This window comes from Pseudomonas laurylsulfatiphila (assembly GCF_002934665.1).
Lineage (GTDB): Bacteria > Pseudomonadota > Gammaproteobacteria > Pseudomonadales > Pseudomonadaceae > Aquipseudomonas > Aquipseudomonas laurylsulfatiphila.
The window spans coordinates 143684-165794 of sequence record NZ_NIRS01000002.1 but is presented as its reverse complement, the minus strand read 5'-3'; the positions used below and the strand labels follow the sequence as shown (position 1 = coordinate 165794).

The 22111-nt window shown below is 57.2% G+C and carries 20 protein-coding genes; all 20 read right to left on the bottom strand.

Annotated elements, in window-relative coordinates; translation table 11 throughout:
- Nucleotides 1–9: 9 nt before the first annotated feature.
- The gene (locus CD175_RS06660) at nt 10–1428 is read right to left on the bottom strand and encodes an oligosaccharide flippase family protein (protein WP_104448222.1); all 1419 of its coding nucleotides are present in this window, start codon (nt 1426–1428) and stop codon (nt 10–12) included.
- A 13-nt stretch (nt 1429–1441) separates the two neighbouring features.
- Entirely contained in the window at nt 1442–2395 is a 954-nt protein-coding gene (locus tag CD175_RS06655) for a glycosyltransferase family 2 protein (protein ID WP_240628934.1), read from the bottom strand.
- Complete coding sequence (locus CD175_RS06650; protein WP_104448221.1) at nt 2389–3708, bottom strand: O-antigen ligase family protein; 1320 nt, start codon at nt 3706–3708, stop codon at nt 2389–2391. The genes CD175_RS06655 and CD175_RS06650 overlap by 7 nt, the downstream gene beginning before the upstream one ends.
- Complete coding sequence (locus tag CD175_RS06645) at nt 3705–4817, bottom strand: glycosyltransferase (RefSeq protein WP_104448220.1); 1113 nt, start codon at nt 4815–4817, stop codon at nt 3705–3707. The genes CD175_RS06650 and CD175_RS06645 overlap by 4 nt, the downstream gene beginning before the upstream one ends.
- Nucleotides 4814–5884, bottom strand: a complete 1071-nt coding sequence (locus tag CD175_RS06640) for a glycosyltransferase (RefSeq protein ID WP_104448219.1) — start codon at nt 5882–5884, stop codon at nt 4814–4816. Before CD175_RS06640 ends, CD175_RS06645 begins: the two co-directional genes overlap by 4 nt.
- Before the next feature lie 16 nt (nt 5885–5900).
- Nucleotides 5901–6608, bottom strand: a complete 708-nt coding sequence (locus CD175_RS06635; RefSeq protein ID WP_104448218.1) for a WecB/TagA/CpsF family glycosyltransferase — start codon at nt 6606–6608, stop codon at nt 5901–5903.
- Nucleotides 6605–7966: a UDP-glucose dehydrogenase family protein gene (locus tag CD175_RS06630; RefSeq protein ID WP_104448217.1), complete on the bottom strand. Its 1362-nt coding sequence runs from the start codon at nt 7964–7966 to the stop codon at nt 6605–6607. Before CD175_RS06630 ends, CD175_RS06635 begins: the two co-directional genes overlap by 4 nt.
- A 47-nt stretch (nt 7967–8013) precedes the next feature.
- Entirely contained in the window at nt 8014–9405 is a 1392-nt protein-coding gene (locus CD175_RS06625) for an undecaprenyl-phosphate glucose phosphotransferase (RefSeq protein WP_104448216.1), read from the bottom strand.
- A 143-nt stretch (nt 9406–9548) separates the two neighbouring features.
- Nucleotides 9549–11864: a GumC family protein gene (locus CD175_RS06620; RefSeq protein ID WP_104448215.1), complete on the bottom strand. Its 2316-nt coding sequence runs from the start codon at nt 11862–11864 to the stop codon at nt 9549–9551.
- A gap of 2 nt (nt 11865–11866) precedes the next feature.
- Nucleotides 11867–12400, bottom strand: a complete 534-nt coding sequence (locus tag CD175_RS06615; RefSeq protein WP_104448214.1) for a polysaccharide biosynthesis/export family protein — start codon at nt 12398–12400, stop codon at nt 11867–11869.
- Between the two features lie 12 nt (nt 12401–12412).
- Complete coding sequence (locus tag CD175_RS06610) at nt 12413–13573, bottom strand: outer membrane beta-barrel protein (protein ID WP_104448213.1); 1161 nt, start codon at nt 13571–13573, stop codon at nt 12413–12415.
- Between the two features lie 52 nt (nt 13574–13625).
- A complete protein-coding gene (gene rfaH, locus CD175_RS06605; RefSeq protein ID WP_104448212.1) occupies nt 13626–14144 on the bottom strand; it encodes a transcription/translation regulatory transformer protein RfaH in 519 nt (172 codons plus the stop codon).
- Between the two features lie 905 nt (nt 14145–15049).
- Entirely contained in the window at nt 15050–15550 is a 501-nt protein-coding gene (locus tag CD175_RS06600; RefSeq protein WP_104448211.1) for an outer membrane beta-barrel protein, read from the bottom strand.
- Nucleotides 15551–15620: 70 nt separating this feature from the next.
- Nucleotides 15621–17216, bottom strand: coding sequence for an EAL domain-containing protein (locus CD175_RS06595; protein WP_104448210.1), 1596 nt, complete (start codon nt 17214–17216; stop codon nt 15621–15623).
- Nucleotides 17217–17450: 234 nt separating this feature from the next.
- Entirely contained in the window at nt 17451–18473 is a 1023-nt protein-coding gene (locus CD175_RS06590) for an AraC family transcriptional regulator (protein ID WP_104448209.1), read from the bottom strand.
- A 104-nt stretch (nt 18474–18577) separates the two neighbouring features.
- Nucleotides 18578–18910 (bottom strand): hypothetical protein, encoded by a 333-nt coding sequence (locus CD175_RS06585; RefSeq protein WP_104448208.1) that lies wholly within the window; start codon nt 18908–18910, stop codon nt 18578–18580.
- A 649-nt stretch (nt 18911–19559) separates the two neighbouring features.
- A complete protein-coding gene (locus CD175_RS06575) occupies nt 19560–20042 on the bottom strand; it encodes a hypothetical protein (RefSeq protein ID WP_104448206.1) in 483 nt (160 codons plus the stop codon).
- Complete coding sequence (locus CD175_RS06570; protein ID WP_104448827.1) at nt 20039–20860, bottom strand: transcriptional regulator; 822 nt, start codon at nt 20858–20860, stop codon at nt 20039–20041. Before CD175_RS06570 ends, CD175_RS06575 begins: the two co-directional genes overlap by 4 nt.
- Nucleotides 20861–20999: 139 nt before the next feature.
- Complete coding sequence (locus tag CD175_RS06565; protein ID WP_104448205.1) at nt 21000–21218, bottom strand: hypothetical protein; 219 nt, start codon at nt 21216–21218, stop codon at nt 21000–21002.
- A 493-nt stretch (nt 21219–21711) separates the two neighbouring features.
- Nucleotides 21712–22053 carry a hypothetical protein gene (locus CD175_RS06555; protein ID WP_104448203.1) on the bottom strand — a complete coding sequence of 114 codons (342 nt, stop codon included), beginning with the start codon at nt 22051–22053 and terminating at the stop codon, nt 21712–21714.
- Nucleotides 22054–22111 lie beyond the last annotated feature (58 nt).

Sequence of the window (22111 nt, the reverse complement as noted above, 5' to 3'; positions counted from 1 at the left end):
AAATCAGGGTCAGCGGGCGGTGAAAACCAACTTGAATTCTTGCGGCCAGCGCGGGTGCAGCACGCTGTAGGCCAGCGCATAGGTCAGGGCACCGATGGCGATGTTGCAGGCCAGGTGCAAGAAGCCTTGCAAGGCCAGGTGCGGGGAAACCGAGAACACCGTGACCGCCATGACCAGCGAGGCGATCACGCTGCGGTAGCCGGACTCGAAGAACGCGCCCCAGCCGTAACCGATGGCGGTGTTCAGCCCGCGGACCTGCAACGGCGTGATGAGCAGCATGCGCACCAGCAAGGCCAGGGCAGCGCCCATGCCTCCAAAGGTCGGGCCCAGCAGATAAACCAGCCCGAGGGCGAGCAGGGTGGTGGTCACCTCGGCCTTGAGGGTGACGCGGGTGTGGTTGACCGCCACCAGTGCCGTGGTGGCGTACATGGCAAGGTTGCCGATGGCTGCGGTGATTGCCAGTACTTGCAGCATGGGAATGGCGTCGGCCCACTTGGCGCCGAAGATCAACAGGACGATATCCTCGGCCGTCAGCGCAATCCCCAGGAAAAACGGCGTGAGCAGAAAACCGCTGATCGCCGTCGAGTCGCTGATGATCCCGATCAGTCGCAGCGGGTCGCTGCTGCGCCGGGCGAACACCGGCAAGGCATAGCTCATCAGACCGTTGTAGATCGCCGAGCGTGGCAGGTCGATGATGCGCATGGCCAGGTTGAACATGCCCACCACATGGGCCCCGGCGGTCATGCCCAGTACCACGTTGACGCCACGTTGCAGGGTTTGTGTGCTGAGCGTGTTGATGGCCACCGGGGCTCCGGTCTTGAGCAGTTCCCGCAGGAAAGGCCCGTCAATGCACAAAGCGATGCGCCGCCTGTCCCCGTTCATCAGCACCAGGACGCAGACAAATTCCATGATCAGCGCCTGCGCGATCACTGCCCACGCACCGAACCCCCAGAGCGCCACGACAATCCCGCCGGCTCCCCCAACGATTTTCCCCAGCAGCGTGCGCGACGCCAGTCGCTTGAAGTTGCTGGTGCGGCGCATTTGCACGACATACACCCGCGCCATCATGGTGAAGAGAATCTTCACCGAGGCCACTGCCGTCATCCATTGCAGTGCCGGGGAGGGTGTGTACAGCATCGCGGCCAGCGAGATGACGACGATGGATGCGAGGCTGATCAGCACGGCAAACCAGAACGCAGTGCTGATGTGCCTGTCTTCCAGGCGCTTGGCCCGGACCAGTGGATCTTCCAGCACCGATGAATAAAGCAGCCCGACCATTTCCACAATCGCGATGATCACCGTGCCCACGCCCAGTTCCGTGGGCGTGAGCAACCTCGCGTAGACGACAAAGGTGATCATCGACAGGAAAATCAGGCCGAATTTCTCGGTGAAGATCCAGAGCAGGGTAACCAGACGATGGTTGGCCATGGTGGGCACCGGTTCAATGGGCGGTGGTTGACTCGGCGGTCCGGCCCAGGGCTCTGGCGCACGCATAGAGGTAGCGCAAGGTCGGTTTGCCCCGGTTGAAAATCAGCGTCTGCCAGGAGTGCGCCAGCATCCGCCGATACACGGTGATCACCTCGGCATGCTCGCCGCAGCGGGAAAAGGCACCGAGGAAGTCCGCGTGGTTGCCCAGCACGAAATCGATCCGCTGTTGCGGGCTCAATTGTGCGCCATAACGGGCGAGGAACAGCTCGATGAACCTGAGCTTGTGCGGGTAGTATTTTTTCGGCTGGGCGGTGACGTTGCCGTCGTTGACCGTCCGCCGCACGAGGAATTGCGGCACCGTGTGGATTTCCCAGTGTTCGGCGATCCGGGCCCACATCATCCGGTCTTCGGAATAACGCAGGCTGGTTTCGAAGCCACCGAGTTGTGTGAGCAGATCGCGGCGGATCAGTACGGCGGAAACGCCATTGACGATGTTGCAATGGATGAAATCGTGGAAATGCATGCCGCTCTTGTAGCGGTCTTCCACAAGCCGGGTGCCGTCGCTGTAATCAATCGTCACGTTGCAATCGATCAGCCCTACCGGCCGTCCCTGGCGGAGCAGGTCGTCATACAGCGCCAGTTGCTTTTCGAGCTTGTGCGGATGCCATTGGTCATCGGCATCGAGAAACGCCACCAGGGTTTCTTCCGTGTGTCGCAGGCCATGATTGCGGGCGCTGGCCGGGCCTTCATTGGCTTGATGCAGCAGCGTCAGGCGAAACGGCGCCGCAAAATCCTTGACGCGTTGCGGCCCGTCATCGCTGGAACCGTCGTCGATGACGATGACGTGATCGGGCAACCGGGTCTGGCCGGTCAACGAGGCCAGCGTCTGCTCTATGCTGTCTGCACTGTTGAACATCGGGATCACGACGCACACTGAATGCCCTGAAGCGGAGGGTTGCTCTAGCACGAGGTTTTCTCCTTGGGATACGCCTTCGCCGACCCGGGGAAGCGGGTCCGGCCTGTTGCCGGTGACTGTTGCGGGCGAGTGGCGTGAGGGGACCGAAACGACAGGGCCAGGGTGCAGAACACCAGGAACTCGGCGCTGCGATAGTTGGGAATCACATACGCCACGTAGTTGGTCATGACGAACAGCCCGATGATCACCAGGGCACAGGTGCGCACCCGGGCCGACTGTTCGGACGTGATTGACCGGTATTGTTTGATCAGCGCCTGGCCAAACAGCAGGAACAGCGCCGTCAGTTGAATCACGCCGCCGTTGAGCAGGGTTTCCAGGTAGCCGCTGTGGGCGTTGCCGATGTAGCCCCAGCGCTTGATGAAAATCTCGGCATCATCACTGCCCCAGAATGCTCCGTATCCGTAGCCCTTGAGGAATTTGGCATCGATGAATGGCGAGAGCAGTTCCCAGATCAGCGTGCGGTCGGTGAGTGACGAGTCCCGCCCGAGCAGGTCCAGCAACAAGTTGTAATTGCCGTACAAAAACACGCAAATCAAGGCATAAACCAGTGTGGCGCCAAAGAACGCCATCATCGAACGATTGATGCGTAACCGCACCAGGGTCAGGAAGTACCAGTAGCTCGCCGCGCCGGCCACGATCAAGGCAATCGCGGTGGCGGACTGCGCCAGGCCGATGGCTATCAGCGAGAAGAGTGCATACAGGATGGCCAACGGGTTGCGTTGCCTGATCGTCGGCAGCAGCAACAGGATGCCGATGGCATTGATCCGCGCGCCGGCGTTTTTCTCGGCAAAGATCCCTTTGAACGCCCCGTCACGAATACCGCCGGCGATGAAGGCGATATCGGGCCTGAACACGGCGAAAATCAGCCCCATCAAGGCTATGGCACCGATGAGACAACCGAGCATGAAGGCGATTCTTTCGATGCGGTAGTTGTAGACAATGAACCCGGCGAAGGACACCACACTGAGCATCGCGATATAGCGCTTGAAGCTCAGCATCGGATCGTCGGACCAGAAGATCGACGCCGCCACGCAGATCAGGAACGCCAGCAAAAAGAAGTTGCCGCGGTAAAAGCTTTTGCTCAGGAACACCTTGTGGCGCACGAACAGGAACAACGGCACCAGCAAGGTGATCAGGCCGCACACCTGGTTGAGCACGTTGCCTTCGAGGTCTTTTGCGACATCGTCGATGTCGACCGCATTGCCCAGGCCGAGAAAAAACGACGTCACCTGGAAGTAAAACAGCAGGCCAAACAGTGTGAAGGCATCGCGCAGCGTAGAAAACCTGACTTCCAGCTTGTTCATGACGACTGCCTCCCAAGCAGTGCGGCGAGGTAGGTCTGCACGGCGCGGCTGCTCATGAACCGTGCGGCGGCATCAATGCGTGTCTGGCGGTGCCGACCCCTTGGCTGGGCCAGCTCGATGCCGATGGCCTGGGCCAGTGCTTGCGGGTCATCGACGCTCACCAGCGGCGCCACTGCGCCGTCTTCGAGAATGTCCTGCGGGCCATAGGGGCAGCGGGTCGAGACCACCGGCGTGCCGGTGGACAGGGCTTCGACCAGGGCGTTGGGGCTGCCCTCGAAACGCGACGACAGGACAAAACAATCGGCGGCGGCCACTTGGGCCATGGGGTCGTCGGCATAACCCGGCAAATCGAAACGGTCCGCCACGCTGAGGCGCGCGGCTTGTGCCAGCAGGTCGTCCCTGAGCGCGCCCTCGCCGAAAATGATCAGCCGGGCGTTGCGAACCGGTAGCCGGGCAAACGCCTCGATCAGGGTGTCAAAACCCTTCTGCGGTGCCAGGCGTCCCACGGCGACAATCACCGGGGAGGTCTTTTCCTGAAGCCAGCGATGCGTCGGGCAGCCCGGTGGTTTGTCGCGAAAGTCATTGTCCAGTACCGGATTGTCGGCAATGGTGACGTCCTGCGTGCGGGCAACCGTGGTTTCGACCAGATCCTGGGCCACGCCGCGCGAGACGCAAATCACCGGGTTGGGGATCAGCCGATACAGCAGGGGTGCCAACCAATAGGCCAGGCGTACGCGTAATGAAGAATTGACGTGTTTATCCCGGGAAAACGCATTGCGCTCGCTGACGTGCAACCGTGCCAGCGTCCCCGACAGCGCAGCGGCGGCAATGGCCACCACGTTGACGTGGGTGAGGGCGGCCAGTTGTGCGTCGAAGTGGTTCTGGCGCAGAAAACTGGCCAGCGCGGGCACCGCGCTGGCGCTGCGGGCGCTGCGCAATTCCACCTGTTTGACCCGAGGGTCGACCAACGCCACGTTGACTCCGCCACCCGTGAGCATCAGCAACGTCACGTCATTGCCGGCGTCGACCAGCGCACCGGCCAGGCGCGCCATCATTTTCTCGGCCCCGCCTGCGCTGAGGTCGTGCAGGATGATCAGCAGGCGTTTCATTGAGCCCACACCGCGTAGTAGGCGTGCGCGGCGTGCACGCTGGTGTACGGACGCACGGTGCGAATCATCGATCTTGCGCTGTGCGCCCTGAGATACAGACTTTGCTGTAGCGCTTGCGCCAGGTCTGACACATCGTTGACTTTCACCAGTTGACCCAGTCGCCCATTATCAAGCAGCTCCCGGGGGCCGGTGGGACAGTCGCTGGCAAGCACGGGTGTACCGAGTGCCATCGCCTCGATCAACACGGTGGGCTGACCTTCGGAAAAAGAGCTGAGGATCAACAGACGTGCACGGCGGATCAGCGGGTAGGGGTTTTGCAGGTGGCCGGTAAAGTGCACCCGGTCGGCGATGCCCAGTTGCCGCGCCTGAGCGGTCAGTGCCTCGCGCTGCGGGCCGTCACCGACAATCACCAGGTCGGGAACGTCCGGGTTGTGATTCACCAGGGCATAGGCCTGGAGCAACAAATGAAAACCCTTGAGCTCGACCAGGCGGCCCACGCCGATCCAGTAGTCATGGGGCATGTCCTGGGGCAGCGGCGCCCGAGAGGCGATGTGCAGTTGCTCGTTGACCACCGCATTGGGGCAGTAGCGGATACGTTCGCGTCCCCAGGGCATCAGACGGGCAATGGTTTGATGCAGGCCATGGGAGACCGTCACCACTTTGCCGCTGCCACACAAGTACAAGGCGTAGAGCAGGCGCAGGCTGTGCACACCGGTTTTTTGTTCTGCGCAATCCAGGGCCGTGTGCCGGGTGTAGATGACCTGGCAACGGCTGCCGAGGGTGGCAACCCAGGTACAGAGGTTGGCTTGCTCCTTGGCGCTGATCAGGTGCGTCACGCCCTCATGGCGAATGATCCCGCGCAGCAGCACAATCGACTTGATCAGGCCCAGGAGTCCGGTACCGCCGCCGCCGGTGATTTGCGCGCCCTCTACATCCGGTGTTTCACCGTTCATGACGAAAAAACTCACGCGCTGCCCATCCTTGAGAAACTGCCCGGCCAAGAGTTGCTGGACGTGCTCGACACCGCCACCGAGCTTGAAATCCTTGAGAGTGAACATAATGTGCATGGCCATTCTCCGGCGCTCAGGGCGCAGTGATGTTGATCGCGACTTTGTGGCGCAGAATCATCGCCGCCAGTTGCAAAAAGTTTTTCGGGTAGTCGATCGCGTAGCGCCTGATCGTGTGCGGCTCGCGGTACATGCGATAGAAGGCCCGCAAGTGCAGACGATTGATTGCTTCGGGGTAATAGACACCGTTGGCCATGGCTTCCTGGCGAATGAAACCGCCGCAGGTGAACGCCACACCGGTGAAGCCGGCATTCAGTGCGCTTAGCGCGAAGCGCTCCTGCAAGCCGGCACCCAGGCCCACGATCAGGACGTTGGCACGACCCAGGCGAATGTCCGCCTGGATTGCCGAGAGCTGTGGGGCATCGAAGTAACCGTTGTGGTAACCGGCAATCGGCAGCCGTGGGTAGCGAGCGTGCAATTTGCAGATGAACAGTTCCAGTTCGTTTTGCGTGGCGCCAACGATGTACACCCGCTTGCCCTGTTTTTCGGCATCGCTGAACACGGGGCCGGCAATCGAAGTGAAGTCGAAGCTGACCCGGTCGATGGTTCGTCCGGTGACTTTCGACATGAAACTCGACATCAGCATGCCGTCGCAAAAGTAGGCAATGGCGTCAGGCGGGTGCTGGAAAAAACTGCCGATCGACGCGAAGTTGATAAAGGAAAACGCCTTGTTGGTCTCGAGCATGGCCGGCGAATACTGGCCGATCAAATCCAGCCGGATCATGGCCTGTCTCCCGGTGGCATCAGCGGTGAAGAAGGCGGGCGGCCCACCGACACATAGGTGAAGCCGCGTTTGCTCAGGCGCTGCGGGTCGTACAGGTTGCGCCCGTCGAAGATCAGCGGTTGCTTGAGTTGTGTGGCCAGCAGTTCGAAGTCCGGTGCACGAAAGGCTTGCCATTCGGTAACGATGACCAGCGCATCGGCATTTTTCAGCGCCGCTTCCTTGGTGCCGGCCAGGGTCAGGTCATCCCGGGCGCCGTACAGACGCTGGGCTTCTTTCATGGCTTTGGGGTCGAACGCCTGAACGCTGGCTCCGGCTCGCCACAAGGCCTCCATCAGCACACGGCTGGGCGCCTCGCGCATGTCGTCGGTGTTGGGCTTGAAGCTCAGGCCCCACAGGGCGAAGGTCTTGCCGTGCAGCGCGCCGTTGAAATGCGCATGGATCTTGTGGAACAGCGTGGCTTTCTGTTCGTTGTTGCGTGATTCCACGGCCTTGAGCACGCGTGCATCAAAATCGAGACTGTTGGCGGTATGGATCAGCGCCTTCACGTCCTTGGGAAAGCACGAGCCGCCGTAGCCGACACCGGGGTATATGAATTGGTACCCGATGCGCGGGTCCGAACCAATGCCGTGGCGGACCATCTCGATATCGGCGCCCAGTCGCTCGGCGAGATTGGCCATTTCGTTCATGAAGCTGATCTTGGTCGCCAGCATGCAGTTGGCGGCGTACTTGGTCAGTTCGGCGCTGCGGATGTCCATCACGATGATTTTTTCGCGATTGCGATTGAAGGGCTCGTACAACTCGCGCATGACCTCTTCAGCGCAGGGGCTGTCGGTGCCGATGATGATGCGGTCCGGGCGCATGCAGTCTTCTACCGCGCAACCTTCCTTGAGAAACTCCGGATTGGAGACCACGTCGAATGTCAGGTCGCTGCGATTGTTGTCGGCCAGCACCTGGGCGATGCGCGCCCGCACCAAATCGCCCGTGCCCACCGGTACGGTGGATTTGTCGACGATGGTTTGATGGCGCTGCATGTGTAAACCAATGGTCTGGGCCACGCTCAGGACGTATTGCAAATCGGCCGAGCCGTCTTCGTCGGGCGGCGTACCGACGGCGATCAACTGCACATCACCATGCTGCACGGCACCGGCGAGGTCGGTGCTGAACTGCAGGCGACCGCTTTGATGATTGTCCCGAACCAGGGCTTCCAGACCCGGCTCATAAATGGGCAGCGTGCCTTCATTCAGCGCCTGGACCTTGTCGGCGTCGACGTCCACGCACATCACGGTGTGACCGACCTCGGCCAGCGCCGCACCTTGTACAAGTCCTACATAGCCAATGCCAAATACACTCACATTCATGGGAAACCCTCAGGTTTCGTGGGACCGATCCAGGACCGGGCACGAGGTCAGTAGATATTTTTCGAGAACAGGGTGAAGGGCGTCTTGAGCAGAATCTTGATGTCCAGCCACAGCGACCAGTGATTGATGTAGTTGAGGTCCTGGGCAACCCGCAGCTGCATCTTTTCCAGGGTTTCGGTTTCGCCCCGGTGGCCGGTGATTTGCGCCAGTCCGGTGATGCCTGGCTTGAGGCGATGGCGGGCCATGTAGGCGCGGACTTTGCCGGTGTAGTAGATGTTGTGCGTCACCGCATGCGGGCGCGGGCCGACCAGGGCCATTTGCCCGAACAGCACGTTGAACAGTTGCGGCAGTTCATCGATGGAGCTGCGACGCAGAAAGCGTCCGAGGGGTGTGATGCGATCATCGTTCCGGGTGGCCTGGCGGACTTCGCCGTCGTCGTGAACGCGCATCGACCGGAACTTCCACACCATGATCACCTGGCCGTCGCAGCCGTGGCGGTTCTGCTTGAACAAGACCGGACCCGGCGATGTCAGCTTGACCGCCAGCGCCACACACAGCAGCAACGGGCCGAGCAATATCAGGGCCATAGCGGCCAGGCTGCGTTCGAGCAGGTCCTTGCAAAACAGGCTGCCGGGGTGGGACGTGAGCAGGCTTTCGTTGAGGTAGATGGCGGGCATTCGCTCGATCTCCGAGATCGAGTGGTTGAGCAATACCATGCTGCCGAAGTCGGGAATCCAGACTACGTCGACGTTCATGTCCAGCAAGTCGATGTACAGTGCCTCGATGGTCGCGGCTTCCGCCATCGGCAACACGATGTAGACCCGGCGCACCTCCATGCGCGTGATGAGTTCGCGTATGTCATCGACGTGACCCAGCAGCGGCAGGATGCTTGGGGCAGGGCCATGATGTTCCTTCGCGGCTATGAACCCCAGCAGTAGCGCGCGGTTGGGGCTGCTCAGTTTCTTGGCCAGCTCATGGGCGGTCGGACAGGTGCCGATGATCACCGAGCGACGCTCGTTGAAGACTATCCGCGAGTACAGCCGGGCAAAGTAGTGCAAGGGCAGGAAGCTGGCGGCCTGGACGAGGAAGCCGGCGACGGCCCAGACGATGATGACCTGTCGCGAAAACAGGGCGCTGGTCTGGGTGACGAAGGCAATGGTGATCAACACCGACAGCAAGACCAGCCAGCCGGCCAGCAGACGACTGAGCCCGACCAACAGGCCATGACGCTTGTGGTAGACCTGCATGAGGCTGTAGATCGGCACCGAGCCGAGGACAGTCAGGATGATAAGGACTCGGTACTCGGGGGTCAGGCTGCCGACGCGCATCTGTACCAGCAGCATCAGCAACAGGTTGACCAGCGTCATCGCACTCAACCACTGGCCCCAGAAAGTCACGCCCCGGCGGTGCGCCATTTGAGCGGTAAGTATCGGAGTCATGGGCTCAATCTCCAGGCATGGGGAGTCATTCCAAGCCGTATCGGACGGCCCGGCTTCAATGCGCACACGGGTGATGAGTTAGCGCAGCCAGGGCTGCTGCCCGTTGTTATCGGAGGAGATTTGGGGGGAGCTACCGGGGCTGGTTACCGGGGAGCGAAGTCATAGTCGTAGAAGGATCTGGAGTGGCTGTTGCCGTACTTGCGCGCCTTGCGCAGGTCGACCTGGTTGAGCACCACGCCAAACACCGGCGCATGGTTCTGTTGCAGCATCGCCAGGCTTTTTTGCACCTGGTCGATCGGCGTGCTCTGGGCTTTCACCACATAGATCACTGCATCGGAATGCTTGGCCAGCAATAGCGCATCACTGACCATCTCGGCGGGTGGAGAATCGATGACGATGTGCCGGTAGCGCGACTTGAGCACGTCAAGCATGCGTGCCACCCGCGGCGAACTGAGCAGATCCTGCGCGGGTGGCTGGCGCAGCGTGTCGAGCGGATCGTTCGGCGAAGGCAGGCGAGGGGTGTCGAACAGGTCCAGCGCGGGCGGTGAGACACTCCCGGCCGGCAGCATGTCGAGATTGCCCACGGTACGAATGCAGTCTTCGAGACGGGCGGTCCCGGCGATCACGTTGGCGAAACCCGGGCTGTCCGGCGGAAAGTCGAAGTTCAGCGACAAGGTCGGCTGGCGCAGATCGGCATCGATCAACAGCACCCGCTCCAGTGGGGCCAGCGAGGAGGCGAGGTTATTGGCGATGGTGCTTTTGCCCTCTCCCGGTACGGTCGAGGTGACCAGCACCACCTGCGAAGGCGCCTCGGTACTTTGCAGCATCAGCCAGGTTCGCAGATTGCGAATGGTTTCAGAGAACCGCGGGTTGTCGTTGTCTTCGAACAGCCGCGCCAGTTGCCGGCGACTTTTTTTCATGACCAGCGGCACCACGCTCAGCAACGGCACGTTGAGAATGCTTTCGATGCTTTCGTCGGTCCTGAAGGTATTGCTCAGGGTTTCGAACAGGAAGGCCAGCGCGACGCCGATGATCGACGCAACCACCGCGACAATCGCCACAATCAGGGTTTTATGCGGCTTGCTGGGTTCCACCGGGGTGATCGCCGGATCGACGACGCGGGCCTTGGCAGAGTCCATGTCGGAGGTGGCGGAGGTTTCCTTCAAGCGAGTCACGAACGTTTCGTACAGTGCACGGGAGCTGTCGACTTCCCGTTGGTACTCGCGCAGCTGGAATTCTTTACGTGAAATGTTCTGGATCTGCGCCTTGTTGGTGTTGAAGGATTTCTGCAGGGCACCTTCGCTGGCCACCGCCAGTTGATACTGTCGCTCGATGCCGGCCACCACTTGCTGCACTTGCAGGCGCAAGCTGGTTTGCGCCGTACGCAACTCCGATTGAGCGGAGATCAACGCCGGGTGTTTGGAACCATATCGTCCGGAAAGCTCCTCGACCTTGGCTTGGGCCTTGGCCACCTCCGCCTGAAACTGCTGGATCAACGGGTTGCTCAATACCGCCGGCACACTGGACAACCGACTCATGTCGCCGTTGCTCAGCGACTGGGCCTGGCGGAACTGGCTTTCGGCTTCCGCGCGATTGCGCCGTGCATCGATCATGCGGTTTCCGGTCATTTGCAGCTCGTTGGCGCTGATCGTTGCCACGCCGTCGACGTCCACCAGGCCTTGCTCTTCCCGATAAGCTTGCAGTTTGTCCTCGGCGGCGCGCAAGTTGCTGCGTAACTCGACCAGGCGAGTGTTCATCCAGTTGGTGGTGGTTTGCGATGACTTCAGGCTGGTGTCGAGCTGGCTGTCGATGTAACCCAGGGCCAGCGCGTTGGCGGCCGCCGCCGCGAGATCAGGGTCGGGTAACTCGACGGCAATTTCGATCAGTTGGCTCTTGCCGACAAATTTGACGGTGGTGTGCAGCATGAGGTTCTGCGTGACGTCATTGAATATGTCCTGTTCCGTGGGCGCGGGTTTCTCCGGGGGCAAATAGGCCAGCCAGGGCAGCCATTGACCGGCATTGAGATCGCTCAACCATTGACGAGGCTTGAACCAGGCTTGCGTTTGCTGGCGCGGATCGGTAACCGGGTGGGTGGTGAGACTGAGTTTCTTCACGACCCGTTCCGCCAGATCCCGCGATTGCAGGAGCGCTTGCTGGGTTTGCAGATAGTCTGTGGTTGTCGATGCGCCGGAGTCGGAGACTTGCTGGAAGGTCAGCACCGGTGGGGTCTTTTCCTTGATCAGCAGCGTGGTGCTGCCCAGGTACTGGGGCGTGATGAAGGACAATACCGCCACCGCAAGGGCGCAACAAAGCACCACAAACCAGGCGATGTTCCATTTGGCGTACCAGATGACTCTCCACAGTTTGAGCAGATCAATGGTGTCCGACTCTTCGCTGTGCTGCGGATGCAGATGCGCCTGGAGCGGACGTTCGACGTAGGTGCTAGGGCTGTTGTCCATGATTAGAAAAAGCCTTGTGCAATGGAAATGGTGTCACCGGGGGATATAACGGTGGTCCTGGAAATGTTGTCTTCGAGCGGTGGACCGCCGTCGCCGCGCAGGATGGTCACGCGTTTCATCGAGGCGCGTTCGGTCAGGCCGCCGCCCAGGGCAATGGCTTTTTCCAGGGTCAGGCCGGGCACGAAGGCGTAGCTGCCGGGCTTCTGCACTTCGCCATTGATGTAGAACGGGCGGTATTCGATCTGGCTGATGCTGACTTTCGGGTCGATCAGGTAGCCTTGTTTGAGCCCGTCGACGATCTTTCTCTCAACCTGGTTCGGGGTCAGGCCCTTGGCGACGATTTCACCCAGGAACGGGTAGGAAAACGTCCCCGCATCATTGAGTCGGACTTTCTTGATGCTCAATTCGGGCTCCCCGAACACGGTGATGCGCAACACATCACCGGCGGCCAGTTTGTAATCGGTGATGGGGTCTGCTGCATAGGAGAGGGGAGCGAGCAACAGCCATAACAACAAACCAAACAGGCGCGGGTTCATATGCATGTCCTCCTACAGGCTGACGTTGAAACCGAGTTGAAACACATTGCGCAAGAAGCTTTCGTTGTCGGCATCGGAGTTGTTATCGCGCAATCGATAACCCAGCTCGATGTCCAGCCAGCGACGCATCTGGTAGATCACCGCAAGGTTGTATTCTTGAAGCTTGTCGGTGCGGTTTTCACCCTCGTAGACTTTGTGCCCGTAACCGGCCTGCGCGACGGTGGTGATCCGTTCGGTCCAGCCGTGGCGCCAGCCAATCTGGGTGAAGGTTGCCTTGACGGCGTCCGAACCATCGTCACCTTCGGCCAGGGCCTGGCGGGCGAGGAAAGTGAAGGTCGAGTAGGTGCGGGGTTTCCACTGCAGATCGATTTGCCAGGTCGGGTTGTCCAGGTCCTTGGACGTGCTTTCATCGAAGTTCTTGCGCTCATAACCGATACGGACCTTGCCGGTCGTGCGTGCTGTGATGTCCCACTCTGCACCGGCCAGCAGCGCGTCGGATTTACTGCTGCGCGGGCTGTTGGACTGCAAGTAGTCGAAACGGGTGTGGTCGTATTCCAGCAAGCCACGGGTCTTGCTGCCGATGCGGTGATACCAGGTCGTGGTCAAACCGGTGGTGTTGCGTTCTTTGTCGTCGTTGACGCCGTCGGCATTGTCGTAGCGCAGTTGCGCGTAGTTGGCGCCGACGTCTATCTGGTTGGCGGCGCTTTTGGCGCCGTACGTATAGACGCCCCCCACGCGTTTGTTATTGATCTTGTCGTTGACGCCTTCGACGGCGGTATCGGTCGTACGCTCGAACTTGCGGTACTCGGCCTCGAGCTTCAGGCGGTGGCGGTCGGTGAATTCCATGATGCTGTCGGCCCGCAGGCGCTGCGAGGTGCTCGATGCATCGGACTCCGAATGATAAATGTAGCGTGTCGGTTGCCAGATGATGCGGGTGGCGCTGTTGCGGTCTTCAGCCTTGAGTTCGAAGGAGGGCGCAATTCTGGTCACCATCGAGGACTGAGCGTTGTGCTCGACCTCCCGAATGTTGTCGTCGTAACTTTCCGTCAAGCCGAAAGTGGGGATGAACTGGAATCCGTAAACATCAATGGATTGCGGGACAATACTCCAGGCAATGCCGGGATACAGGGAGGCCAGGAACAGAGCAAAAGGGCAATGCGACTTGAGGGGCATATCGTTTTTCCCGAAAAGTAAACAAGCCAGGCTGTTGTTGGTTTTGTCGTTGCTAACGTTGGCGCTCGAGATAGCTGAGCGGCACGCAGACGTGCTGCTGCCGGTTCAGGAACTGTAGCAGGAGCATGACCCGTTCGGCGCCGAGCATAGACAGGAACACGCCTTCGAGCGGCGCCAGCGGGCCGTGGACGATTTGCAGCATTTCCCCGGGCTCGATTGTCTTGCAGGTTTGCAATTGATCCAGCGATTGAATGCTGCGCACGCGCAAATGCTCGATGATCTCGTCGGACACCTCTGCGGGGACATGGTTGAATTCAACGATACGGCTGACGCCGCGAGTAGAGCGTATGGGTGCCCAGTGATCACGGGGACTTAGCTGTATGAAGAGGTACCCTGGAAACAGGGACTCCAGCATCCGGTGGCGCTTGCCGCGAACCAGGCGTTCACTCACGTGTTGAGGGCGAAACGTGACGTAGTCCTGTTGCAACAGGTTGAGCTGGGCTCTTTCGTCCTGACGGGGTTTGCATTGCAGCAGATACCAATGAGCGCCGTTGGGGCTATTAGTCAGCATTCTGGAGAACTCCGTACATAGCTTGGTCTTGAGCACGGCAGACCCGAGAAGAGGGGAGGAGACTCCGTCGTGCTGGCTAGTAGGTAGTAGGCCTATCCGGCCTTTTAAGAATTAATACCAAAAACATCATGTTTTTTATTGGGGGCTTTATGTGTTTCACAAGTGAGCGTATATGTGTTTCAGAAATGAGCGTATATGTGTTTCAAGTGTGAGGCAGTTCGGCGGGGGTGTATGTAGGGTCGTGTGTGGAATAAGAACCCTGCAACTTTCACTGGCTCAAAGCTACCGCACGGTCCGCACTTGGCGTCCTGTATACAAAGGTGATTCACGTGTTGCCCGGACTCTTCGGATATTTAGTACTGCTGCACTCACGAAGTATCCATATGGGTCGGTATATAGTTATCGGCCTCTCTAATCGGTCTGTCAAAACATAAGAAGTCAAAAAGCATACCTTTTATCTGTTTTTGAATAAGCTGATCCTAATTGATTGTTTTTATAGGTAAATTGAATTCTGTCGGAAAAATTAAACTTTCGCTGGCATTGAGGGTCACCGGGAGGGGAGTTCATAACTTAGTTGAGAGGGGGTAGTGTATTTGTTAGTGATTGCTCGTTGCGAATGATATTTTTTCGCACGTTTGGAGCATTATTGGTGCATGGCTTATGAGTGGGTTGCATAAGAGCCCCATAATGTTTCATTTGTTCAGAGGGGGTTGCTGTTCGATGGCTCTTTGAAAAGCGTCAGAACTTGGGTGTGTCGCTATTTCTTTACACGCTGTAGTTACAAGAGTCTTGATACATTTTCAGCCGCAGAGTGTGCGAAGTAATAGCGGGGCCAGGCTGGGTGGGGGACGAGCGTCGCGCAGAGTGCGTTGAGCGACCGGCAAGGTCGCTCAGTTGCAGCGGTGTTAAAAAAGTATATAGGCAGATGCAGTTGTCTGATTCAGGTCGATCTCTCCGACCTCCAGAATTTCGTATTCAGCGCGCAGGCCGATGTTGCGAAAGACATCGAGCTCCACGCCGACGCCGTAGGTCAGGTCAACCCCGGTATCGTCGTCGGTGGCATTGCCGTCGGCGTCCCAGGCGTGAGCACCGACACTGCCGAATACTCGCAACCGATCACCCAGTGGAAAGCCGACATGGGCGGCAGCCTGAACCGACTTGCCGTCGAAATCGATGTTCTTGTCCTTGAATTGACCGAGATCGACGTAGGCGCCTTCGAAGGCCAGGTAGCTGTTGACGCGATAGCCTGCATAAACTTTGTAGCTGGTGTCCTCGTCGTCCAACTTGGATTCGTCGGTCTGGATGTTGCTTACGCCAGCTCCAAGATACAAACCTTTGTCATCAGCGAGCGCCTGGAAAGACAGCAGCGATAGCAGTGAAGCGAAGCCAAGGTTTCGAAGTAGCATGTGTAGTGGAGTCCTTGTACAGGTTTGTCAGGTGTTAGGGTTCGGCGAGCATTTGAGGGGCCATGAGGCGTTAATAGAAGTCATTGATTGATATTTTCGGGTCGCAAGGCGGGTTGTTTGCCGGGCATTGAAAGTAGCGCCTGGCCAACGCCTGGGCAGGCAGCGCTTTGGAGAACAACCAGCCTTGTGCCAACAGAACGCCCTCCGAGACCAGATGCGGCAGTTGCTCCGCAGTCTCGACACCTTCGGCCACGACCTTGAGTCTTAGCGACCTGGCCAACTGGGCAATGTGTCGCCACAGGGCATCCTCGGCTGCGATCTTGTCGCCGGCGATGAACGAGCGATCTATTTTCAGAATGTCGAAAGGCACTGAATCGAGGAGCGAGAGGTTGGAATAGCCGATACCGAAGTCGTCCACGGCAATGCGGTGACCACAGGCCCGAAGCCGTCGCAATTGCATGGCGGCAGGCTTCTGGTCGAGCATGGTTCTTTCGGTGATTTCAAAGGCCATGGCTGACACAGGCATGTTGTAGGTTGCCAGCACGCTGGCCACATAATCTGGAAAGTCCGGGTCCTGAATATCCTGGGCGGACAGATTGACCGTAATGTAGAAATCCTTGCACGCCCAAAGGTAAGTGCTGTAATCCTCCGCTACCTGTCGAATCACCGAACGCGTCAGTTTGCAGATCAGGTCAGACTTCTCCGCCTGCGCAATGAACACGTCCGCAGGCACGGGGGTGCCATTGTCGCTCCAATGAGAAAGTGATTCGGCGCCAACCAGATAACCTGTCGTCAAATTGACGATCGGCTGATAGTGAACGCCCAGTGTGTTGGCTTTCAGGGCTTTGCGAAGACGTACGGCAGTAGAGGTGTAATGCCGTTGGATACACCTTGCGAGCAAGAGCAACGCTGCGAACACGCACACAAGGCCAATGAATAATTTGAATTTGAGCGCTGTCAGGTAACTCGACGGAAGCGAAATGACCGAGATCAATTCATTTCGATTGCCCGCAAAGGCGATGAGGGCCTTGTCTGCCGCGGTAACCAGTTCTTCAAGGTGGAACGGCTTCAGCATCTGCAGCGGCTTGAGGCCAGTAGAGGCAATGGGTACTGCGCCGCCGGGGCCGATGAGGTCCAGTTGCAGGTCCTCGGGAAACTTCAAGTTGTCGAGCAGGATCTTCTTGTTTGCCCAGACGTAGATCGACTGTTCCGACACGATGATAAAGTCGGTGTCTGCAGAAACGGCGTGGCCGGAATCGACCCAATAGGTTCGCTTACCAACGGAGAACTTGCGCTTCTCATTACCGGCCAGTATCGACGGGAGTTCTTGTCCATAGGAGGAGCAGATCTTGCCATTGGGCAACTGGATTGCCGCTTGATCAACAAATCGCAGGTCTTTGACCAGGTCGGCCAGTTGTGAATACTGCTCGACGGAGCATTCCTGACCTGAGCGATCAAGATCGCCGAGGGCTTCCAGTACCTTGTCGATCTGCGCATTGGGCTCCACTTGAGCCGCACGCAGATCGGCATAAACGTTATTCAACTTCCGTGCAATGACTGACTCCGCCAGACCTCCGGCACAGAACCATGCGGCCCAACCCGCTGCAGCAATCAGACATACAGTGATTGCGTGCCTTCCAAATAACGCTTTATATACGGCAATCATCGAAAACCCCGAGGTATCATTATTTCACTGTGCACCTTGCAGTCGCGAGTTAAACTTCTTCAGTACCAATCAATGACCCAGGCCAATAAGATGCCGCTGACATAGGCGGCCATGCACAGGAAGATTTTCTGCTTGAGTGGCAGCGTGTTTATTCGATGAAGCATGCTTATCTCCTTGAGTGGGAAAACAAGCAATTGTCGGCATCCATCGTTAATCAACGGAAATTATTAATCCTCATTTTTCGGGGCTTGGTGGAAACGTGCCAACGACCTGATTGTAAAGGGATGAGGTCATGTTCCTGGGCCTGGCTGAGTTGCGCCTGGCTGTTTCTGACGGTGTCTCTCCGTAAGCAGTCTGATAGGCCTTGGAGAATCGGCCCAGATGATGAAAGTTCCAGAACATCGCGGTTTCCGTCACGGTGGGCCATGTTTTATTAATCAGGTCGCGGCGGGCACTGGCGAGTCTCAGATTTCTGATATAGGCGATTGGCGACATCCCGAATGTCTCGATAAAGCCAAAATGCAGGGTGCGGGTGGTCGTCTCAAGTTGCCTTACGAGTGACTTGATGGTGAGCGTTTTCTTGATGTTTTCATGAATGTACTCGATGGCTTCTATCGCCACCTTCCGTCTGGTCGGGACTTTACGGCTGAAGCCGCCAGCGGGGGTCAATGATTGCAATACAGACGCCAGTACCGCAGTTTCAATCGTTGAACGCTCTGCTTCAGCGTACTGTGGTGAGGCTGCGTCATTGATGTCGACACAGCAAGCGCTGATGGCTTGAATGGCAGACTGTATGAATTGAAAGTTATCAACCTGGTAGCTGTGTTTTGTTCTGTTCGCCAGTATGTCTTTGACAGGGTGAAGTTGGCGGCACCGGTCATAGTGCTCCAGTGTTGTGGTGATGGTGAACAGTGTTTCATTCGGTTCGCAGGTGTAATGCACCGATTCGTCGCTGTGCAGTACGATGATTTCGTCAGGCCGTAGTTTGTGATTGTTCACGAGGGGGCGGCCAATCGGGGCCTGCGAGATGGCGAATGTGACGAATCCGGCGGGGACAGAACTGACCAGGGTGACGGAGGAGTCGAACTCGAGGCGACTGCACTGCAGTGCAGGGCTGTGAAAGAGCCTATGTTGCCGGATGCGCGCCTCGTGCTCGGTCGGGATAAGGCTCATTTCCCAGTTGCCTATTGTTCTGTTCAGTTGGCTTGGCGAGGCAGAAGACAAATGAAAGATTTCATCGGGAGGTGCGATACTCATGAATTGAAAGCTCACCTGTTAAATGATTAGGGTCAGGCAATGACTGTCCGTGCGGCGATGACGGTCACATGCCGGATGAAGGTACAGACGCGTCGAGAGGCTTGTCAGAGCCCCCGGATTATTTCCAGTTCCGCTGAAAATGCGTAATTGCTGTGCGATGGTGAGTCGTCCAGCTGCTGTACGTTGCGCGAGTCAACCATCGGACTGAAGATTTTCGATGGGGGGTTCATCGGGTCAATGGCTGCCGCTGTAAAGGAATAAAAGTCGTCAATACGGTAACCCGTTTTTACCTCATAGCCAGTTTTCACAGAATCCGGAGCCTTCTTGTTGGTTTCGACACTCGTCAATTTTGCACTGTAGATACCCTTGTCGTCGGCCATGGCCTTGAGAGAAAGCAATAAACCAAACGACACGGTGACGAAGTTTTTCAGTAGCATCGAGGCGATTTCCTTATTTACAGTTTATTCAGGCAGAACCTAGTGTCAGCTGCATCTCTGCCACGACTTGGTCTGCGAATAATCTCACCCCGACTGCGCCTTCCAAAGTCAATAACTCATATTTGCCAGGTCGTCAGAAGAGGCCAATCGCCGCTTGCGATGGCAAATACCGCGCTGTTCAAAGTAATATGAGCGAGGTGGCGTAACTCATTCCGGTCTCACTTTGTGGCGGAGGAGAGAGGGCTGAATCACTATCCTGATCGTCCGTATGATACTCATTCTCACTATGGATTTTCAGATGCGATAGTTTCTGAGTGTCATCCGGGTTTGTTTGAATTTCATAATATTCAATGGTCGTGCTTTCGACGGAGTGCTCGTCGTTCGCTAACGAACAAAATGGCAGGGCAGACAGTAATAGAACCGCCAGGCATCCGAAGGTCGTCGATTTATTGCTTCGCAGGAAATGCATTGTTTTCACTTGATTCCCCTGTGTAGGGCATTGTCCCGGACGAGAATCAAGCAGGCTCGATTCCAGAGATTATTGGCGGGGGATTTTTTTCCGGGACGCCATCTGATTCAACTCAATAACTGTTATTTTTATCAGGAGTAATCTTTGATGTGAGCCTGTGCCAGGTGGGTGTTGAGTCAATCAATGGTTCATGCAGCGCAAACGGCCAAGATCATGTATGTAAAAACACACGGTGTTTTTGTTCTGCGTCGGAATCAATTCGTAGTTCAGGATGGCGCCTTCTTGCAAGACGTATTGGCGTCTGAAGAACAGGTCAGGGGTCTTTTCAATGGCAAAGAGTTCATTGTCCTGGCTGAGTTTGACGTTACTGATTTTGATCTGTACCTGCGTTTTGCTTTCTCTGATTATATTTGCCGATAGGGTTGCATTACGGATTTTCCCATTCAGGCTTTCCAGCGTGGTCCCGGTGAGTCGGCCATGCCCGATAGTGAGATATTCTTCGGTGTTGAGTTGATTGAGATCTTCCAGCCATTGCCTGGCTTTTGTTTGATAACTGGTATTTTCCATGTAGTGCGAAGGAGAATAAAAAAAGGAGAAAATGCAGAGTGCATTGATCAAGGCTATAATCGGCCAGTGAACCGTTTGCGGAATTTCAAACTTCATAAGGTGACTTCCAAGCATTGACGAATCATCATGGCGAGGTCTCTTTCGCTGCTGTTTAATTGTAAATTTGCAGTGCTTAGATCCGGGCGAATGCACGAAACGGAATAATTGGTTTTATACAGGTTGATCCAGACTTGACCCTTCAGGTTGGGTGGAAGCTGTTCTGATTGTTTGGCCGACAGCTCCATCAACGCTTGTGCCTCGGCAAGATCATTGCCTACGGCGTGGATGATCAGTCCATTCTTGTCGACGCTGGAAATTTCAATTTTTGGTGCGTCGAAGTCGAACTGAAAGACAGTCAAGGCAACGACTGCCAAGGTAACGATATAGGCGATCAGTTGGGCCTTGGTAATGCGGGTGGGTTTTTCGGTTTTACTCGAGGGCGCCAGCGACTCATCGCTATCTGGCTGCGGTCGTTGTCCAGGAGTGGCTGCGGGTGGCTGCACAGCTTCTTCTGAAGGTGCCGGTGCGTCTGCTGCTGCATCGACTACAAAGTGCCGGTTGAAGCAATATCCCCGGCGAGGAACAGTCATCAGGATCTCGTGATCCCGACTGTCATTCAAAATGTTTCGTAGTGAGAAAACGGTTTGATTCAAACTGCCGGAGGCAACCACGCGGTCATTCCAGGTGTAGTCGATGATTTCATCGCGGCTTTTGGTGACTCCTGGTTCCATGAGCAGCAGGTCCAATAGACGCGACTCGGCTCTGCCTAGCGTGGAATTCTGTACATCTCCATGGGGGGTTGTAAGGGTGAGCATGGCGCTGTCCGGGTCGAATATCGCCACGGCGCCATTTTTCAACTTGAAGGTGTAGCTCATAGAAATCTTCCGATCAGGCGTACTGGCCTGAGTATAGGGGCCGGAGTTGGCTCGGTACATTCTGGACTGGGAGGTGAAAAAGATGAGGGCCAGGCGCAAGGCGCGCTGTGTCGCCTTTACGATGCGGGACCGGCTCGACTCAGGAGCGCGCAGTGCGGTAAACAGCCCTGCCTGTCAGAGGTATCAGTTGAATCAAACGAAGGAAAAGCATTGCTGGATGACCCACGGTTTTTGATTTTGACAGCATGAATAATGCTTTGAATGGATGTTCTGCGCTATCCGAAAACTGCAAGCTCTGGCGGGTGAGTTGCGCGTAGCCAGGGTCCGAGAGGATTGCCTGCGCTGTCCAGGCAGGCATTAGTTGCTCCTGAACGGGTCGAGTGTTTTCACAATACAAGTCAATGATTGTTGTTTGTGCGCACGGTCAACTGCAGATTATTTTTGATTCCAATTAGCTTTGAACCAGGCTCGTTAGCGCTTTTAATGGATCTCGAGGAGCGTTGACACTCATCGCGTTCATGCGTTGCCTGACGCGGCGTAAACGATCCTCACCTCTCGTTCAACGGCATTTGCCCCGCGCCCTTCATGGAGGACGCGGGGTTTTTTTTGGTTTTTTTCACGCGAGCCCGGGAAATTGCAGGAGCTGGCTTGCCAGCGATGGTCGTTAACGATAACGCGTGTGATCTGGATGAACGCGGGGCCACTGTAGGAGCTGGCCTGCCAGCGATGGTCGTTAACGATAACGCGTGTGACCTGGATGAACGCGGCGCACTGGAGTCCATCGCCAGCAGGCTGGCTCCTACAGGCTCCCGGGATTGCGTGAAGAACCTTTTTTGCGGGGTATATCGGCGTTAGAGGCATTCCTGCGCGGCACGCTCGATGCTCGATGGCCTGAAGGCCGAGGCCAACAATTGGCGCTCGTACAGATACACCTTGCCCCCATCCTGTGCCCTGTGGGTTTCCAGCACGGTGTCTACGGCAACTTTGCTTGAAACGACAACCCGGTAACTGCGTTCGCTCCCGGATACGACCGGGCTCATCGCGTTGTCCTTCAACTTCGGTACTAGGCAGTCGACATACTGCTCGGGCGATTTGTCCGTTTGCAACGATGAAGTCGGGTTGTTAGGGGAGGCGGCGCAACCGGCCAGGAGCCAGTAAGCGAGGATCACGACAGGAACACCTGCAAGGCGCATCGGTGAAGCCCTCAAATTCGATCGGTTCGTTGAGTCATGGTGAGGAAGGTCGGCCAAT

Bases quoted from the DNA above. Each gene is read 5' to 3' on its own strand.
- CD175_RS06660 (WP_104448222.1), bottom strand. From the start codon at position 1,428: ATGGCCAACCATCGTCTGGTTACCCTGCTCTGGATCTTCACCGAGAAA.
- CD175_RS06650 (WP_104448221.1), bottom strand. From the start codon at position 3,708: ATGAACAAGCTGGAAGTCAGGTTTTCTACGCTGCGCGATGCCTTCACA.
- CD175_RS06645 (WP_104448220.1), bottom strand. From the start codon at position 4,817: ATGAAACGCCTGCTGATCATCCTGCACGACCTCAGCGCAGGCGGGGCC.
- CD175_RS06640 (WP_104448219.1), bottom strand. From the start codon at position 5,884: ATGCACATTATGTTCACTCTCAAGGATTTCAAGCTCGGTGGCGGTGTC.
- CD175_RS06635 (WP_104448218.1), bottom strand. From the start codon at position 6,608: ATGATCCGGCTGGATTTGATCGGCCAGTATTCGCCGGCCATGCTCGAG.
- CD175_RS06630 (WP_104448217.1), bottom strand. From the start codon at position 7,966: ATGAATGTGAGTGTATTTGGCATTGGCTATGTAGGACTTGTACAAGGT.
- CD175_RS06625 (WP_104448216.1), bottom strand. From the start codon at position 9,405: ATGACTCCGATACTTACCGCTCAAATGGCGCACCGCCGGGGCGTGACT.
- CD175_RS06620 (WP_104448215.1), bottom strand. From the start codon at position 11,864: ATGGACAACAGCCCTAGCACCTACGTCGAACGTCCGCTCCAGGCGCAT.
- CD175_RS06615 (WP_104448214.1), bottom strand. From the start codon at position 12,400: ATGAACCCGCGCCTGTTTGGTTTGTTGTTATGGCTGTTGCTCGCTCCC.
- CD175_RS06610 (WP_104448213.1), bottom strand. From the start codon at position 13,573: ATGCCCCTCAAGTCGCATTGCCCTTTTGCTCTGTTCCTGGCCTCCCTG.
- rfaH (WP_104448212.1), bottom strand. From the start codon at position 14,144: ATGCTGACTAATAGCCCCAACGGCGCTCATTGGTATCTGCTGCAATGC.
- CD175_RS06600 (WP_104448211.1), bottom strand. From the start codon at position 15,550: ATGCTACTTCGAAACCTTGGCTTCGCTTCACTGCTATCGCTGCTGTCT.
- CD175_RS06595 (WP_104448210.1), bottom strand. From the start codon at position 17,216: ATGATTGCCGTATATAAAGCGTTATTTGGAAGGCACGCAATCACTGTA.
- CD175_RS06590 (WP_104448209.1), bottom strand. From the start codon at position 18,473: ATGAGTATCGCACCTCCCGATGAAATCTTTCATTTGTCTTCTGCCTCG.
- CD175_RS06585 (WP_104448208.1), bottom strand. From the start codon at position 18,910: ATGCTACTGAAAAACTTCGTCACCGTGTCGTTTGGTTTATTGCTTTCT.
- CD175_RS06575 (WP_104448206.1), bottom strand. From the start codon at position 20,042: ATGAAGTTTGAAATTCCGCAAACGGTTCACTGGCCGATTATAGCCTTG.
- CD175_RS06570 (WP_104448827.1), bottom strand. From the start codon at position 20,860: ATGAGCTACACCTTCAAGTTGAAAAATGGCGCCGTGGCGATATTCGAC.
- CD175_RS06565 (WP_104448205.1), bottom strand. From the start codon at position 21,218: ATGCCTGCCTGGACAGCGCAGGCAATCCTCTCGGACCCTGGCTACGCG.
- CD175_RS06555 (WP_104448203.1), bottom strand. From the start codon at position 22,053: ATGCGCCTTGCAGGTGTTCCTGTCGTGATCCTCGCTTACTGGCTCCTG.